16 protein-coding genes are annotated in these 17947 nt (G+C 45.2%); 3 read left to right on the top strand and 13 right to left on the bottom strand.

Features of this window, described 5'->3' with window-relative positions; translation table 11 throughout:
* Positions 1-142: 142 nt before the first annotated feature.
* The 13 genes from lpxA to rpsB all read right to left on the bottom strand — a co-directional run bounded on the left by lpxA (position 143) and on the right by rpsB (position 13034).
* Positions 143-910, bottom strand: coding sequence for an acyl-ACP--UDP-N-acetylglucosamine O-acyltransferase (gene lpxA, locus EKG38_RS10135; RefSeq protein ID WP_126520132.1), 768 nt, complete (start codon positions 908-910; stop codon positions 143-145).
* Complete coding sequence (gene fabZ, locus EKG38_RS10130; RefSeq protein ID WP_126520131.1) at positions 907-1365, bottom strand: 3-hydroxyacyl-ACP dehydratase FabZ; 459 nt, start codon at positions 1363-1365, stop codon at positions 907-909. The genes lpxA and fabZ overlap by 4 nt, the downstream gene beginning before the upstream one ends.
* A gap of 29 nt (positions 1366-1394) precedes the next feature.
* Positions 1395-2420 carry a UDP-3-O-(3-hydroxymyristoyl)glucosamine N-acyltransferase gene (gene lpxD, locus EKG38_RS10125; protein WP_126520130.1) on the bottom strand — a complete coding sequence of 342 codons (1026 nt, stop codon included), beginning with the start codon at positions 2418-2420 and terminating at the stop codon, positions 1395-1397.
* A gap of 19 nt (positions 2421-2439) precedes the next feature.
* Entirely contained in the window at positions 2440-2934 is a 495-nt protein-coding gene (locus EKG38_RS10120) for an OmpH/Skp family outer membrane protein (protein WP_126520245.1), read from the bottom strand.
* Positions 2935-3003: 69 nt separating this feature from the next.
* Positions 3004-5487, bottom strand: a complete 2484-nt coding sequence (gene bamA, locus EKG38_RS10115) for an outer membrane protein assembly factor BamA (protein WP_126520129.1) — start codon at positions 5485-5487, stop codon at positions 3004-3006.
* Between the two features lie 29 nt (positions 5488-5516).
* The gene (gene rseP / locus EKG38_RS10110; RefSeq protein ID WP_126520128.1) at positions 5517-6902 is read right to left on the bottom strand and encodes a sigma E protease regulator RseP; all 1386 of its coding nucleotides are present in this window, start codon (positions 6900-6902) and stop codon (positions 5517-5519) included.
* A gap of 19 nt (positions 6903-6921) precedes the next feature.
* Positions 6922-8109, bottom strand: a complete 1188-nt coding sequence (ispC, locus tag EKG38_RS10105) for a 1-deoxy-D-xylulose-5-phosphate reductoisomerase (protein ID WP_126520127.1) — start codon at positions 8107-8109, stop codon at positions 6922-6924.
* Positions 8110-8112: 3 nt separating this feature from the next.
* Positions 8113-8970, bottom strand: coding sequence for a phosphatidate cytidylyltransferase (locus EKG38_RS10100; protein ID WP_126520126.1), 858 nt, complete (start codon positions 8968-8970; stop codon positions 8113-8115).
* Between the two features lie 18 nt (positions 8971-8988).
* Positions 8989-9783: a polyprenyl diphosphate synthase gene (gene uppS, locus EKG38_RS10095; protein ID WP_126520125.1), complete on the bottom strand. Its 795-nt coding sequence runs from the start codon at positions 9781-9783 to the stop codon at positions 8989-8991.
* Positions 9784-9863: 80 nt separating this feature from the next.
* On the bottom strand, positions 9864-10421 hold the full coding sequence (frr, locus tag EKG38_RS10090; protein ID WP_126520124.1) for a ribosome recycling factor: 558 nt from the start codon (positions 10419-10421) through the stop codon (positions 9864-9866).
* A gap of 74 nt (positions 10422-10495) precedes the next feature.
* On the bottom strand, positions 10496-11233 hold the full coding sequence (gene pyrH, locus EKG38_RS10085) for a UMP kinase (protein WP_126520123.1): 738 nt from the start codon (positions 11231-11233) through the stop codon (positions 10496-10498).
* An 89-nt stretch (positions 11234-11322) separates the two neighbouring features.
* Positions 11323-12171: a translation elongation factor Ts gene (gene tsf / locus EKG38_RS10080; protein WP_126520122.1), complete on the bottom strand. Its 849-nt coding sequence runs from the start codon at positions 12169-12171 to the stop codon at positions 11323-11325.
* Between the two features lie 134 nt (positions 12172-12305).
* Positions 12306-13034, bottom strand: a complete 729-nt coding sequence (gene rpsB, locus EKG38_RS10075; RefSeq protein WP_126520121.1) for a 30S ribosomal protein S2 — start codon at positions 13032-13034, stop codon at positions 12306-12308.
* Positions 13035-13386: 352 nt separating this feature from the next.
* Here rpsB and map point away from each other — a divergent pair, with 352 nt between their 5' ends.
* The 3 genes from map to dapD all read left to right on the top strand — a co-directional run bounded on the left by map (position 13387) and on the right by dapD (position 17857).
* Positions 13387-14184 carry a type I methionyl aminopeptidase gene (gene map, locus EKG38_RS10070; protein ID WP_126520120.1) on the top strand — a complete coding sequence of 266 codons (798 nt, stop codon included), beginning with the start codon at positions 13387-13389 and terminating at the stop codon, positions 14182-14184.
* A gap of 76 nt (positions 14185-14260) precedes the next feature.
* Positions 14261-16840 carry a bifunctional uridylyltransferase/uridylyl-removing protein GlnD gene (gene glnD / locus EKG38_RS10065; protein WP_126520119.1) on the top strand — a complete coding sequence of 860 codons (2580 nt, stop codon included), beginning with the start codon at positions 14261-14263 and terminating at the stop codon, positions 16838-16840.
* Positions 16841-17032: 192 nt separating this feature from the next.
* Positions 17033-17857, top strand: coding sequence for a 2,3,4,5-tetrahydropyridine-2,6-dicarboxylate N-succinyltransferase (gene dapD / locus EKG38_RS10060; protein ID WP_126520118.1), 825 nt, complete (start codon positions 17033-17035; stop codon positions 17855-17857).
* The last annotated feature ends 90 nt before the right edge of the window (positions 17858-17947 follow it).

The following is a 17947-nucleotide window of genomic DNA, read 5'->3' as shown; positions in this document are numbered from 1 at the left end:
TAAATGTTTAAAAATCGGCTAATACCAATCTGCATCAGCATAGGTCAATTCAGTGCGTGTATTCACCACTGAATTGCAGATGAATATAAAATAGAAAGCCCGTAAATTTACGGGCTCTTCGATATACTTTTTATATTTGTAACTAGCGGATAATGCCACGACTGGAGCTGGTAACAAAGTCGATTAACAGCTTAACTTGCTCATCATCAGACTCTTCAGCCAAAGCAGCTATGGCCTCATCGACTGTGTGCCCTTTACGGTATAGCGTCTTATAGGCACGGCGAATTGCCATCTGGCTGTCTTTCGAGAATCCGCGGCGCTTCATACCTTCGCTGTTCAGCCCACGAGGAATAGCAGGTTGACCCGATGCCATCACAAAAGGTGGTACGTCTTGAAGGATAAGAGAGTAACCCGCAGTAAACGCATGGGCACCGATATGAACAAACTGATGCACACCCGTTAAGCCGCCAAGAATGGCCCAATCTCCCACATGTACATGTCCGGCAATTGATGCGCTATTTGACATGATGACGTTGTTACCAACGACACAGTCATGAGCGATATGCACATAAGCCATAAACAGATTGTTAGAGCCTATACGAGTCTCACCCTTGTCTTGAGTCGTTCCACGATGAATCGTCACCGATTCACGGATGATATTATTATCACCCATGATGAGTCGCGTAGCTTCGCCTGCATACTTTTTATCTTGGCAATCTTCACCTACCGAGGCGAACTGAAAAATTTTATTGCCTTTGCCGATAACCGTTGGCCCTTTGACTACCACATGGGAGCTTAACCAACAATCATCACCAATCTCGACATCTGCACCAATATAGGTCCAAGGTCCGATAGTGACATTATTACCAATTTTTGCATCAGGATGAATATACGCTAATTTATCTATCACTTTTTGATCTCTCTACGAGCACACATGATCTCAGCCGAGCAAACTAACTCACCATCAACCTTAACAACACCAGTGAACACCCCAATCCCGCGGCGCTCTTTAATCAACTTGACTTCAAAGTGTAGTTGATCACCAGGCTCGACCACACGCTTAAACCTTGCTTTATCTATACCTGCGAAGTAATAGAGAGAATCCTCTGACGCAGCTTCCATCGATTTATAAGCCAAAAGGCCCGTGGCTTGGGCCATGGCTTCTAATATCAAAACACCAGGCATCACAGGCTGAACCGGGAAATGCCCCTGAAAGAAAGGTTCATTGATAGTGACGTTCTTGATCGCATGAAGCGTCTCACCCGGAGTATAGTCCAATACACGATCGATCAATAAAAATGGGTACCTATGGGGCAAAGAGTTCATAATTTCTTTGATGTCCATGGTATTTAATTGTTCTGACACTAATTTTTCCTTAGGCTGCCGCGTGGCAGTTATTTTTCTGTTTGATTCGATTTTTCAAGCTTTTTGACTCGTTGAAAAAGCTCATCTAACTGTCTAAATCTTACTGTATTTCTACGCCATAACTTATTATCCATAGCCACGGTCGCCGAAGTGTACACGCCAGGTTCACGAATAATACTGGTGACATTGGTCGCACCGGAGATGTGGGTGCCATCGGCTACACTCAGATGGCCCGCTACAGCACTGTTACCACCAATGATACAGTACTTACCAATCCGGGTACTTCCCGCAATGGTAGAGTTGCCGGCAATGGCGGTATTTTCACCAATAATGTCGTTATGAGCAATCTGAACCTGATTATCGAGTATCACACCATCATGGATCTCTGTGTGCTCAATCGCACCACGGTCGACCGTAGTGCTGGCACCGATTTCGACTCGATCACCCACCCTAACGCCACCGGTCTGTGGAATTTTAACCCATTGACCACGTTCATTGGCATAACCAAAGCCATCGGAACCAATCACAGCACCTGAATGGATAATGCAGTCCTGACCAAGGTGAACATCATGATAGATGGTGACATTCGCCCACAGACGCGTACCCGAGCCTAAGATACTGTCTTGGCCAACAACTGAGCCGGCACCAATTTGTACCAGCTCACCAAGGATGACGTTTTCACCGATAACAACATTAGCACCTACTGCAACCCCTTCGCCCAGCTTAGCCGTTGGATGAATAATTGCAGATGGATGAATGCCTACCGCAGCCTTGGGTGTGGTATCCAATAACTGTGATACACGGGCAAAACCAACATATGGATCATTTAAAACAATCGCATTACCGGTATAACCTTCGACCTCTCTAGCAGAGATCAATACCGCACTCGCTTGGGTTGATTCCAATTGAGTACGGTACTTTGAATTTGCCAGAAAAGAGAGTTGGCCTGCTCCGGCACTCTCCAAGGTAGCGACACTGGAAATAACCAGATTCTCATCACCTTGAATATCACCGCCAAGCTTCTGAGCCAACTCTTTTATGGTGTAGCTTTTCATCAATAATTAGCCTTTGCCATTAACCTTTACTGAGTGCGTCAACGACTTTGCTGCTGATATCGGCAGTTGGCTTAACATAGATAACCGCGCCGCGTTGAAGCACCATGTCATAGCTTTCAGCTTCTGCAATCTTGTTGATTGCTTGCTGAACTTTAACTAAAAGCTTGTTCTGCTCTTCGCCTTGACGACGACGCATATCTTCATCAAGCGCCTTACCTTTAAGTTGTAACTCTGACTTCATAGACTCCATCTTGCGAACCATCTCAGTCTTCTGAGACTCGCTCATAAGCGCACCATCTCGTTGCTGCTTCTCTAGCATGCCACGTAACTCTTCCTGCATCTTTTGAACGCTGGCAACACGGTCACCAAACTCAGTTTTAAGCGTTTTGCTTACCGTTTCACGCTGTGGTAACTGCTCGAAAACGGCTTGCATATCAACAACTGCAATTTTCTCGGCTTGTGCCGCAATAGGTGCAGCAAGAAGAACCAAAACCATCATCGCGCGATTAAACATCTTTTTCAAAATAGACTCCTTGAATTCAGCAAAACTTGCTGATTACTCTTAATTTAACTTAGTTTTAATTTAGAAAGTTTTACCAATATTGAATGAGAATATCTCAGTTTCATCATCCTCGTATTCCTTAATTGGCCAAGCAAGACTAAACACCATAGGTCCCATCGGCGACAGCCACTGTACGCTCATACCCGCAGATGCGCGGATCCGGCTCGGATCGGCGTAATCTTCAAGCTTATCAAACTCGTGTGCAGGAAGATAACGGTATGAGTCATAATCAAACTCGGTATCCCATACGTTACCGGCATCGACGAAGAAGCTGGTACGTACTGAATTGGTGTAAGCCTCATCCAAGAATGGGGTTGGCACAATCATCTCAATGCTGGCTGTTGCAATTGCATTACCACCGATTGAGCGACCATCACTGACCTGAATAGAGTTAGGATCGCCCGGCAGGGAGCAGCCATCTCCCGAAGGATCCGGAGAACATGGCTCACTACCTCGATACAGGTAGAATGAGCGTGGACCCACTGAGTTAGACTTAAAACCACGCAGCGAGGTACTACCACCTGAGTAATAGTTTTCCCAGAAAGGTAATATCTGGTCGTTATCGTTAAACTGTCCGTAACCATTACCGTAACCGAAACGAGCCTTAGTTAACATAACAAAGCTGTGACTTCGATTAATTGGAAAGTAGAAGCTGGTATCAAAATCTGCCTTAAAGTATTGCAGATCTGAACCCGGTATCGTCGCCTTAGTGCTCAAGCGCTGAGATGAACCATCCGATGGGAAGGTGCCCCGGTTAAGCGTACTACGGTACCAACCTAAGTTAGCCTCGAAGTTATCGAAAGCCAGATCGGCATTAGGGTCGTCTGAGTCACGGTAGATATTATAGAAACGCAGCGCCTGCTCATAAGCCGAGATCTCAGAGATCGAGTTATGACGGTAACCGATACCACCGTTAATTCGATTGGTTTCGTTGATCGGGAAACCTGAGTTAAGCGCAATACCGTATGAGCTGTTCTTATAACGCTCGAGGTTGGCCTCATGTGCGTCAAACTCGTTCCAGTAGATGTTACCACCTAAACTAACACCATCTTTGGTAAAGTATGGGTCGGTATAAGAGACATTCACGTTCTTAGAATACTTGTTAGTATTTAAGTTAATCCCGGCCTGATTACCCGTGCCTAAGAAGTTACTCTGCTGAACACCAAACTGCAGACTCAACCCTGATTCAGTACCATAACCGACACCGGCATTAAATGAACCCGATGGTTGCTCTTTTACATTGAAGGCTACATCGACCAGATCATCGGTGCCTGGTACTTGAACCGTTTCAGTATCAACGGTTTCAAAATAACCAAGACGGTTCAGGCGGGCTTTAGATTGCTCAACCTGCGCCGAGTTTAACCACGCACCTTCCATCTGACGAAGCTCACGACGCAATACTTCGTCTTTGGTGACCTGGTTACCGGTAAAGTTGATATTACGTACATAGACGCGTTTACCCGGTTGAATATTAACGTTAAGAGTAACTTCTTTCGTCTCATCATTAATTTCCGGATAGGTCTTAACTTCCGGATAGGCATAACCGAAACGGCCCAGATACTTGCCATACATCTCTTCGGCAAATGTCACATCGGCACCGTTATACATATCTCCCTCTTTAATAGGAAGAATACCCTTCATCACCTTCTCACGTCCCATCAGGTCGCCAGTCAGGTTAACTTCTGTAACCTTATACTGCTCACCCTCATCGACATTGATTGTGATGTAGAGGCCCTTACGGTCAGGCGTCATCGCAACTTGTGTAGAGGTGACATCGAAGCGAATATAACCACGGTTATGGTAGAAAGATTTTACCGTCTCGAGATCGGCTTGAAGTTTCTGTTTCTGATAGCGACGCTCACCAAACAGATCCCACCAGGCGACATAATCTTTAAGCTCCAGCATGCCGATAAGTTCAGCATCGGAGAAGACTTCATTGCCAACTACGTTGATCTGTTTAATCTCTGCGGCTAACCCTTCAGTAAAGTTGAACTTTAGCTCTACACGATTACGAGGCAAGTTAATAACTTGAGCTTCAACTTTAGCTCCGTATTTACCCACACCATAGTAGAAATCCTGAAGACTCTTCTCGATACCCGATAACATGGTACGGTCTAATGACTCACCGACCTTCACCCCGGAGCCATCTAAACTCTCCTGAAGCTGTTCATCTTTAATATCTTTATTGCCTTCAAATGTCACTGTACTGATTGTCGGTCTCTCTTTGACCATGACCACCAATACACCGCCATCACGACTCACTTCGATATGTTCGAAGTTAGTCGAGGCATACAAGCTCTTAATTGCTTGTTGGAGTTTAACTTGATCAACCGTATCACCGACCTTAACTGGAATGGTCAGTAGCGCGGCACCAAGAGCTACACGCTGTAACCCTTGCACTTGTATATCGGTTACTTCAAAAGGTTGGAATGTTTCTGCCCAACCGTTCCCTGATAAAGACGCACCGACTAATACCATCGAGGCAAAAAGTTTATTAAATCTCATAGACGCTTCTAGTTATGTGTGTGTCTTGCTCAGAGTCGGGAGAAATCGTTGAAAAGCGCTATGCTCATCAACATTAGCAGCATAGCTGCCCCAAATCTGAATCCAATTTCCTGTATCTTCTCGGGTACAGGCCTGCCTGTGATCACTTCAACGAAGTAATATAACAAGTGTCCTCCATCGAGCACCGGCAAAGGCAGTAAATTAATAATGCCTAAGTTTACGCTGATCAATGCGAGGAAACCTAAAAAGTAAACCAAACCATAGTTAGCACTACTTCCTGCACCTTGTGCAATCGATATTGGTCCACTTAAATTCTTCACCGACACATCGCCGGTAACCAACTTGCCAATCATCTTAATGCTGACGACGACAAGTTGCCATGTTTTATCTGCTGCAACGCCGAATGACTCAATGAAACCATACTCTAGCTGTAGTTGCATATTCTCCGGCCATTCGGCCTGAGTAGGAGCAACACCAATCACCCCCTCCATTTCCCCTAGAGCGTTTTCACGCGCCTGAGGTATCACTTTATACTGTAATTGCTCACCATCTCGTCTTACTGTGACCTGTACGGCTTGGTTAGGTGAAGACTTAATCGTATAGACAAAATCATCCCACTCGCCATAAGGTTCGCCGTTGAGCGCAACTAAGGTATCTCCAACCTCAATGCCAGCCGCAGCTGCTGCACCATCAGGGGAGACTAAACCTAAAGTAGGGGTGATTTCAGGTCTGAATATACCTAATCCCAGAGACGTTATCGGTGATTCCTTTTCAGGGTCAAACTGCCAAGCTTTAGTATCTAAGGTGTAGTGAGTCCCTCTGGATACGGTTTCAGTGTCAGAATAATCATTGCTACGACTCATAGGAGACACTGAGATATCAATCTCAGGATCACCAATATGTCCCACTAGGGCATACGTCACCTCTTCCCAGTTTCTAACCGTGTTACCGCCAACAGAGGTAATAAGCATAGGCTCATCAACCTGAATTTGAGCAGCCGGAGTATTAAGCTGAGTAGATTCGATAACTGGTTTTAATGACGGGACGCCAATTAAATACATGAAATAGAGGGCAAAGATAGCAAAAATAAAGTTGGCTAAGGGACCCGCTGCCACAATTGCGATTCGTTTCCAAACACTTTTGCGATTAAACGCTTGGTCTTTTAATTCATCAGGTACTTCCTCGACGCGTTCGTCGAGCATTTTGACATAACCACCGAGTGGAATCATGGCAAGCACATATTCCGTGCCATCTTGCCCGACTTTACGCCAAATTGCTCTACCGAAGCCGATAGAGAAACGTTCGACTTTAACGCCACAACGCCTGGCGACCCAAAAGTGACCATATTCGTGTGCCGTGATCAGCATGCCTAAAGCGATGACAAAGGAACCCAAGTTCCATAAAAAATCTATCATTCCCTTCCTCAGAGATTACTTAAATTTTATTAACCCATTCTGCAGCATAGGTGCGCGATTGAAGATCTAACCTAATAATATCTTCAATACTGTTCAACGACTGCGGTGCAACCTGACTTAAGCAGGCTTCGTTCACTTTAGCAATATCGGTAAACTTAATCTTATTTTCTAAAAATGCCTGTACAGATATTTCGTTGGCGGCATTGACAACCGTAGTCGCTTCTTGCCCCTGCTTGCAAGCTTCCATAGCCAATGCTAAACAGGGGAAACGATTGAAATCGGGTTCTAAGAAGCTTAACTGTCCGACTTTGAAAAAGTCTAAAGGTTCAACTCCGGATTGAATTCTTTGCGGGTACGCCATGCAGTGAGCGATAGGCGTACGCATGTCGGGATTACCAAGCTGAGCTATAACAGAGCCATCTAAATACTGCACCATAGAGTGAATAACACTCTGTGGGTGAATAACGACTTTAAGCTGCTCATCGGCTGCATTAAACAACCAACGCGCCTCTATATACTCTAATCCCTTGTTCATCATGGTCGCTGAATCGACAGAGATCTTACGCCCCATCGACCAATTAGGATGTTTACAAGCCTGTGCAGGAGTCATAGAGGCCAGAGAAGCAAGCTCAGAGGTTAAAAACGGACCACCGGATCCAGTGAGGAGAATATGAGAAACACCTGCTTTCTCAAGCTCACAGTAACCTATGTTGTTCTGCAGAGACTCTGGAAGAGCCTGATAAATCGCATTGTGCTCACTATCGACGGGAAGAACCCGAGCACCCGATCGCCTAATCTCATCTATAAAGAGTCGACCAGACATGACTAATGATTCTTTATTGGCAAGCAATACACGTTTGCCGGCTTTAACCGCCGCTAATGTAGGCACTAGACCCGCTGCGCCCACAATCGCAGCCATCACACTGTCTACACCACTTGCACTGACGATATCAACCAGTTGATCTTCGCCAGTTGTGATTTCAACATTCAGACTTGTAGGTAATCTTTGCTTGAGTGACTTGGCCGCTTGTCCATCGACCATATGAGCAATTTGAGGGCGATGTGTCTCACACAGTTCGAGCATTTTGTCGACACTGGTATTAGCGACCAAAGCATACACACTGTAGGCATCTGGATTGCTTTCTATGACACTTAACGTACTAGAGCCAATAGAACCTGTCGCACCTAAAATTACCATTCTCTGCATGGGTTACATCCAAAATGCAATATAGATAAGAGTAAACACAGGCAGCGCGGCAGTTAAACTATCGATGCGATCGAGTATCCCCCCATGCCCGGGTAAAATTGTACCTGAATCTTTAATACCGGCTACTCGTTTGAACATACTCTCGGAAAGGTCACCGACAGCGGAAACAAGCGCGACGAATAGAGTGACAACGACCACCAGCCCAAGCTCTTGTTCGGGAGAAACTGTCATGATACCGAAAACAACAATCATGCTGGTTGCCAAACCACCCAGTAAGCCTTCAATGGTTTTAGCCGGACTCACATTGGGCATCAACTTGTGTTTACCTAATGCTTTCCCCGCAAAATACGCCCCGGAATCAGTCGCCCAAACGACGAGCATAACCAAAAAGACGAGTGTTCCACCGTAATAGGGAGCCGCCTCTGAACTTAAGCCTTTCAAGGCGATTAATGCGGCAAAGCATGGGATTAGCGTCAACTGTCCAAACATCGACTTGAACATGTGGCTTTTTTGCCACATCGCCGAACTCTTCGGAAATGAGAGGACTAAAAGAAAAGAGATTGCCCACCACATTGCACCGATTAAGATAACCGAAAGGTAGACTGGATGAAGATGCCCTTTAAACCAAAGCTCATCCGTAGGCACAAAAATATTTAACCCGACCAGTAATACACCTATGGTGACGGTAAAGCTCCATTGTGTTATTTGACAGCGTTTATCAATTATCTGTCCCCACTCCTTGGCCGCAATCAGGAATACAGGGATCAAAGCCCATGAAAAGTATTCCGTAGGAAGCCAAAAAATAGCCCCCAAAACCAAGGGAATTAACCAGATTGCTGTTATTATTCGTTGTTTTAGCAAAAAATATCCCTCTAAAAATTATTTCTGAGCCTGCATAGATTCGATCTGGCATCCCGTTAAGCCAAAACGACGCTGACGAGATGCAAAAGTGGCTACCGTCTGCCTGAACGCATTTTCATCAAAGTCCGGCCATAAAGTATCGGTAAATACCAACTCGGCATAGGCAGCCTGCCATAAGATAAAATTACTGATACGGAAATCACCGCCAGTGCGGATCATTAAATCAACTTCAGGCTGATTTTGCATGCATAAATGTTCATTTAGCGCCTCTTCGGTGAACTGACTGCTGTTCATTTCACCAGACTCGACCTTTTTAGCTAAAGTTTGAGCCGCCTGCATGATATCCCAACGGCCTCCATAGTTCGCCGCAACGTTAAGAATCAACTCAGAGTTGTCGGCAGTTTTCGCCTCAGCCGATGCGATCTGTTTCTGTAAACGCTCCGGGAAACGACTAATATCCCCGATGATATTTAGCCTTACACCATTTTTATGCAGTAACTTAATTTCACGTTGTAGAACAGTAAAAAACAGTTCCATCAACAGCGTGACCTCTTTATCGGGTCTACGCCAGTTTTCGCTCGAGAAGGCAAACAGTGTCAGCGAGTCGATTCCCATCTCTCTGGCAGTGCTCACTACACGACGTACAGCCTTTACACCGGCTCGGTGCCCCATCACTCTGGGTTTCCCTTGTGCCTGTGCCCAACGTCCGTTTCCATCCATAATGATGGCTACGTGCTTGGGAGTTGACAGTTTCACAAGTTCAGCGACCTCCTCAGGAGTGAATACTGAACTAGATTGGGAGTCGATTGACATCTATTACAACCCTTAAAATAGACAAACGCCGTGTAGTATACCGCTACACGGCGTCTGAACTCTAGTTTCTTAGTCCTAGATTAGACTTCCATCAACTCTGCTTCTTTTGCAGTCAATATGTCATCGATCTGCTTGATGTGAGCATCGGTGAATTTCTGAACGTCATCTTCAGTACGACGAACATCATCTTCTGTACACTCTTTCTCTTTTTCAAGAGCTTTAACGTCTGAGTTAGCATCACGACGAACGTTACGCACAGAGATACGGCCATTTTCAGCTTCGGCACGTACGACTTTAATCAGATCTTTACGGCGCTCTTCCGTTAATGCCGGAAGTGGAATACGGATAGTTGCACCAGCAGACATAGGATTAAGTCCAAGGTCAGAACTCATAATTGCCTTTTCAACGGCTTTGATCATCGTACTATCGAAAACATTGACAGAAAGAGTTCGTGCATCTTCAATCGATACATTACCGACTTGCTTAAGCGGTGTCATTGAACCGTAATAAGAGACTTTAATTGTATCTAATAGGCTTGGGTGTGCACGGCCAGTACGAACTTTAGCCATTTGGGTCTTAGTGGATTCAACGCACTTTTCCATGCGTGATTTTGCATCATTTTTAATTTCGTTTATCACGATAAATATCCTTTCTAATTCACTAATTGCTTATTCTTTTATTGAACACTCAGCTTCAGCTACCGGAGTCTTTATCACTCGGCTGGTTGAGCCTTGATCATTGTACCTTCCTGCTCACCCATTATTACACGACGAAGGGCACCAGGTTTATTCATATTAAATACCAATAATGGCATATTGTGATCTCTAGCCATAGTAAATGCTGCCAGATCCATCACTTTTAATTCTTTGTCGAGAATTTCATCGTAACCCATTTCATCGTATTTTACTGCATCTGGGTTCTTAACCGGATCATCTGAATAGACACCGTCTACTTTGGTTCCTTTAATGACGACTTCGGCCTCAATTTCGATACCACGCAGACACGCAGCAGAATCTGTGGTGCAGAAAGGATTACCCGTTCCCGCAGCAAAAATAACTACACGACCAGACTTTAATAAGCTAATCGCTTCAGCCCAGTTATAATCGTCACACACGCCCTTCAAAGGAATTGCAGACATCAGTCTAGCATTGACATAAGCACGGTGCAGAGCATCACGCATAGCCAGGCCATTCATCACAGTTGCAAGCATACCCATATGGTCACCAACAACACGGTTCATGCCAGCTTGTGCCAGTCCTTCGCCACGAAATAGGTTCCCACCACCAATAACAACACCTACCTGAATGCCGAGCTCAACCAGTTCTTTAATCTCCTGAGCCATACGATCTAATACTTTAGGATCGATACCAAAGCCTTCTTGGCCCATTAAGGCTTCACCACTAAGCTTTAGAAGAATACGTCGAAATGCAGGTTTAGGATTCGTGCTCATTTTTATTGTCCTGAATTGATGCCGATAGGGAAATAGATACGATAAGACCGCAGCAAATGCTACGGCCTTAGGGGTGCTACATAAGGAGATTAAGCCTTAGTAGAAGCGATTTGTGCAGCTACTTCAGCAGCAAAATCTTCTTCTTTCTTCGCGATACCTTCGCCAACTTCTAAACGAACGAAGTTAGATACCGTAGCTTTTTTCTCTTTAAGAATTGCGCCAACAGTTTTCTTAGGTTCCATGATGTAAGCTTGACCAGTAAGAGAGATCTCACCAGTGAACTTCTTCATGCGACCGAAAACCATTTTCTCAGCAATCTCTACAGGCTTGCCTTCGTTCATAGCGATTTCGATCTGAAGTGCTTTCTCTTTTTCAACAAGATCAGCTGGAACATCTTCAGGGTTAACGAACTCAGGCTTAGAAGCAGCAACGTGCATTGCAATGTGCTTTAGTGTCTCTTCTTCAGCTTCACCAGCAACAACTACACCGATGCGCTCACCGTGACGGTAAGAAGCAAGGTTTGCACCATCGATGTACTCAACGCGACGAACGTTGATGTTTTCACCGATTTTAGTAACGAGTGCAACACGCGTCTCTTCAAACTGTGCTTTCAAATCTTCGATAGTGACTTTAGATGCAGCAGCAACCTCTAGAACAGCGTTTGCAAATGCCAGGAAGTTTGCGTCTTTTGCAACGAAGTCAGTTTGACAGTTAACTTCTAAAAGTGCAGCGTAACCTTCGCCATTCTTAATCAGGATTGTACCTTCAGCAGCGATGTTACCTGCTTTTTTGGCAGCCTTTGCAGCACCGCTCTTACGCATGCTATCAATTGCTAGTTCGATGTCACCATCAGTTTCAGTCAATGCTTTCTTACAATCCATCATGCCAGCGCCAGTGCGGTCACGAAGTTCTTTAACTTGGGCAGCAGTAATTGCCATTGTTAAATCCTCTACAGATAATTCAAAATTCAATTGATATAAAACAGGGGCAGTTACCACCTAAGGTGAAAAGCGCCCCTGTTTTCCTATCATGTCGCTTAGTTAATTTTGGAGATGCTTAGCATCAAACCAAATTATTCAGCTTCGACGAAACCGTCTTGCTCAGCCTGTACAGCTAGATCTTGACCACGGCCAGCTTTAGCAGCGGCAGCAACAGATTGAGTGTACAAACGGATAGAACGCATTGCGTCATCGTTACCAGGAACGATGTAGTTGATACCATCTGGTGAAGAGTTAGTATCAACAATAGCTACAACTGGAATACCTAAGTTGTTAGCTTCTTTAATAGCGATATGCTCATGGTCAGCACCGATAACGAAGATAACGTCAGGTAGGCCGCCCATGTTCTTGATACCACCAAGAGACTTGTCTAATTTCTCAAGCTCGCGAGTACGCATTAGCGCCTCTTTCTTAGTAAGCTTGTCGAAAGTACCGTCTACAGACTGGCTCTCAAGGTCTTTAAGACGCTTGATTGATTGACGAACTGTTTTCCAGTTAGTCAACATGCCGCCTAACCAGCGGTGATCGACATAGAACTGCTCACAAGAGATAGCAGATTCTTTGATAGCTTCGCTTGCTGCACGCTTAGTACCAACGAAAAGAACTTTACCTTTCTTTGATGCAACATTGCTGATGAAAGCAAGTGCTTCATTGAACATAGGCACAGTGTGCTCTAGGTTGATGATGTGAACACCATTACGAGCACCGAAGATGAAAGGCTTCATCTTTGGGTTCCAGTAACGAGTCTGGTGACCGAAGTGAACACCGGCTTGTAGCATGTCGCGCATTGAAACTGTAGTCATTTTATTACCTTAAATTGTTGGGGGTTAGACCTCCACGCTTCCCATATCTTCGACCTATGTAGGCACCCCGAAGAATGTGTCGAAACGTGTGTGATTTAGTATTTAATAAATAGCCATGTATAATGGCCGCCATCTTAACTTTAACCGCTTAAGCATTTTGCTTGAATCTCCATCCTATTGAATAGAATCCTATTGAATAGAGAGTATCTTGCATCAGCCAAAAACGGGTTAGAGTCAAACATAACGGCGCGCTTTATACCATATTAAGAGAGCAAACACAAATTTTCGCTCTCTTTTGATGTAAAATATGCTCGCCGAAATCGCCATGAAAAGACACACGAGAGACAGTTAAATGAGTATAGTAATAAAGAGTGCAGAAGAGATCGAGAAAATGCGTGCAGCTGGCAAATTAGCGGCTGACGTTTTAGAGATGGTGGCACCTTTTGTTAAAGTGGGTGTTACAACAGATGAACTGAACGACATCTGCGCTAAATTTACAGAAGAACATGGCGCAACCTCAGCCCCTCTCGACTATCACGGTTTTCCAAAGTCTATCTGTACTTCAATCAATGAAGTGATCTGCCATGGGATCCCAAGTTCACGCGCGTTAAAAGATGGCGATATTCTTAATATCGATATCACGGTCATCAAAGATGGTTACCACGGTGACACTTCGAAGATGTTTTTGATTGGTGATGTCAGCGCTAAAGATACGCGTCTTTGCCGCATCGCTCAAGAGAGCCTCTATGCCAGCATCCGTAAGGTTCGTCCAGGTATGAAACTAGGCGAAATCGGTACCATAGTTGAGAAATTTATTAAGACGAAGAAAACAGGTCTTGAAAAATACAGCATTGTAAAAGATTATTGTGGTCATGGCATTGGCGCCGGTTTCCACGAAGAGCCTCAAGTCATGCATTATAAAAACAGCGACAAAACCGTCCTACGCCCGGGCATGTGCTTCACTATCGAGCCTATGATCAATGCCGGTCGCCATACTTGTATTCTCGATAAAGATGATAACTGGACAGTAACGACCTCAGATGGTAAAAAATCAGCTCAATGGGAACACACACTGCTGATCACTAAAACCGGAGTCGAAGTACTTACTCTTCGTGAAGAAGAGGACTTTCCAAGAGTGATTAATCACTAGTTTATTAGAACTATAATCCGCACTGGCTTATCTATTTGTACGTTAAGCCAGTGAACTAACCAGCTCAAGGGCATCGATGACCACGGAATCAGCTCAACTCGCCAAAGCTCAGCTACTCTCACAAAACCATGACCTCCTCACCCACTTTCGTCATGAGGAGTCGATCAAAAACTTAGTCGCACAACGATGCCAATTCGTCGATGAATTGTTACAGCAACAGTGGCAAGAGCATCAGTTAGATCAATTTCCCATCGCGCTCATTGCCGTTGGAGGTTATGGCCGCGCCGAGCTACACCCCCAATCCGATGTCGACCTTCTTTTCTTGATTGAGACAGAACTATCCCCCAAAGCCGAGCAGGCATTAAGCCGATATATCGCTTTTTTATGGGATGCAGGCCTGGAGGTCGGTCACAGTGTTCGCAGCCTGGCTCAAACCCTTGAGCAAGGGCGACACGACATCACCATAGCCACTAATCTTCTCGAAGCAAGATTACTTTGCGGCCCTCAGGCACTGTATCAATCTTTACACCTGAGTATCAGAGCCGATGACTTTTGGCCCGCAAGTGATTTTTACATCGCCAAACGTGACGAGCAGATCGCACGCCACGCTAAGGCAAGCGCATTCGATCTTGAACCTAATATCAAGACCTGTCCTGGCGGTTTAAGAGATATCCATACCATCTCCTGGGTTGCTATGCGCTACTTTGATGCTGCCAACATTGAAGCGCTCGTCGGCCATGGGTTTCTCGAGTCCGATGAGCTCGATGAACTGCTCGAGTGTCAGTCCTTCTTATGGGAATTAAGGTTTGCGCTGCATTTGATCTCCGGACGGGATGAAAACCGTTTATTGTTTGATCTTCAACGCCAAGTGGCAGACCTTCTGGGCTACGAAGATGCGACACAACTTGGTGTGGAGCAGATGATGAAACGCTACTATCGCACCGTAAGGCGTGTGATGGAGCTGAACCAGATGCTACTTCAGCTTTTTAAACGTGCCACTCTGGGTCATACTAAAGCCCTTGAAATTAAAAAGATCGACGACGACTTTCAACTGCGTGGTAAGTTTATAGAAAGTATCACAGAAAACCTTTTTGATGACCCGGTCCAGTTAATGACGCTGTTTCTCCATGCGGCAAAAAACTCCAATATTCAGGGTATTTATGCCCCGACCTTGAGAAGCTTAAGGAAGGCCCGACGCGCCCAGACGCAACCACTGTTGAACCTCCCAGCATGCAGAGCGGTCTTCTCTGAGATATTGCGTCATCCCAGAGGCATCGCCGCCTTGTCCTTGATGCACCGACATGGTGTTTTATCTTCATATCTACCCGCCTGGCGAGATATTGAGGGGCAGATGCAATTCGATCTTTTTCACGCTTATACGGTCGATGAGCATACCCATAGACTCCTGCAGAATATTGAGAGCTTCGCTCAAACTGAACAGAAAGATGAATTTCCATTAGGCTCCGTGCTCATCAACCAACTGCCGAAAAAAGGCTTGCTCGTGCTGGCGGCGCTGTTTCACGACATAGGGAAAGGACGTGGCGGCGATCACAGTAAACTCGGAGCTGTTGATGCACTCGATTTCTGTAAACTCCATGGGCTCAACGATCACGATGGCCGAATGGTTGCATGGTTAGTTGAAAATCACTTGGTGATGTCTGTCACCGCGCAAAGACGCGATATCTCCGATCCCGATGTGGTCGCCGACTTTGCTGATAAAGTCAGAGATGCGGTACACCTGAGCTACCTTTACTGCTTAACCGTTGCCGATATCTGTGCCACCAATGAAAAGACCTGGAACAATTGGAAAGGCTCTTTACTGCGGGATCTTTATTTCTCCACACAACGCGTGTTAGCCCGAGGCAAAGAGAAGCCCGTCGATATTCGTGCTCGAGTCAGGGAGCATCAGGCAAAGGCGAAAAAAGAGTTGCTCAGGCGTGGTGTGAAAGAGAAAAGCCTGGATGGATTATGGCAGCGATTTAAGGCCGATTATTTTTTACGCCATCAGCCTAATCAGATAGCCTGGCACGCAGAAGCCATTCTTAAACATAAGCAAGATGAACCTCTGGTCATAATATCTAAGCACACGACGAGAGGTGGCACTGAGTTGTTCATCTATGGAAAAGATAAGCCCAAGCTATTCGCGACCGTGATGGCCGTGCTAGACAACAAAAACATCAATGTTCACGACGCCGGAATCATGGCCTCTAAAGATCAATATGTGCTAGATTCTTTTGTCATTTTAGAGCAGGATGGTAGCCCGGTATCGCGGATATCCCGAATTCAAGGGCTTAGAAAGACACTCATTAAAGCGCTAAACAGTGACACATCTAAGCTGCCAAAATTTAAGAAGCTTTCACGGAAAATGAAACCTTTCAGCGTGCGAACTCAGGTCAATTTTTTGCCCTCTCGGCGCCATGGCACCAGCATGATGGAGCTTATAGCACTCGATAGCCCGGGGCTTTTAGCAAAAGTGGGAGATATTTTTTATCGATGCCAAGTCACATTATCAGCAGCAAAAATAACTACCATTGGTGAGCGAGCAGAAGATTTTTTTATACTGCAAAATACCGAGGGTGAGCAGCTTAATGAAGTTCAACAAGAGATGTTGAGACAGAACTTAATCACTGCACTCACAAAGCCAGCTCAATATTAACACTTGCAGTACAATCTATAAGCAGGACTCAAACAAACAGTGCATCCAATATATGAATTCTGAGTGAGTTATTCTAATTCACTCTTTCATATTCATATCTCGGCAGCACTTTTTAGTGGCTTGTGTATATAATACCGATCGATATAACTTTTTTAAACCAGATTCAGTCAATAACACAATTGGGAGACGTTAATGGAGGCTTTACGCCAACGCATAGAGGCAGCTTTTGAAGCTCGCGCAGAAATAAGCCCTAACTCAGTAGATCCGAGCGTTCGTGCTGATGTAGAAAAAGTAATTAGCATGCTTGATAAAGGTGAAGCTAGAGTTGCTGAGAAAATTGATGGTCAATGGCACGTACATCAGTGGCTAAAGAAAGCCGTTCTGCTCTCTTTCCGTATCTTCGATAACGGTGTTATCGATGGTGGCGAAACGAAATACTTCGATAAAGTTCCCATGAAATTTGCCGATTACGATGAAGCTCGCTTCAAAGAGGAAGCTATCCGCGTCGTTCCGCCAGCCACGGTACGTAAAGGCTCTTTCATCGGCAAGAACACGGTTCTAATGCCTTCATATGTGAACCTTGGTGCCTATGTTGACGAGGGTACAATGGTCGATACCTGGGCCACTGTGGGCTCTTGTGCTCAGATAGGTAAGAATGTTCATCTATCTGGCGGTGTTGGCATTGGTGGCGTGTTGGAGCCATTACAAGCAGGGCCAACTATCATCGAAGATAACTGTTTCATCGGTGCACGTTCTGAAGTCGTTGAGGGCGTAATCGTTGAAGAGGGTAGCGTTATTTCCATGGGCGTTTATCTTGGACAGAGTACACGTATCTATGACCGTGAAACAGGTGAGGTCCATTACGGAAGAGTGCCGGCTGGCTCGGTCGTCGTTTCAGGGACCTTACCTTCAAAATGCGGAACCTATAATCTTTACGCCGCTATTATTGTCAAGAAAGTTGACGCTAAGACTCGCGGTAAAGTGGGTATCAACGAACTGTTAAGAATCGTTGACTAACCCCACCCTTCCCCTGAACTTCAAGGGTTAATGCAAGACAAACAAAATCCCACTTCAGGTGGGATTTTTTATGCCCATTCAGGTAGTATT

The sequence above is a fragment of the Shewanella canadensis genome, from assembly GCF_003966225.1.
Taxonomy (GTDB): Bacteria; Pseudomonadota; Gammaproteobacteria; order Enterobacterales; family Shewanellaceae; genus Shewanella; species Shewanella canadensis.
The sequence above is the reverse complement of the archived record's forward strand: the minus strand, read 5'-3'. Positions and strand labels throughout refer to the sequence as shown.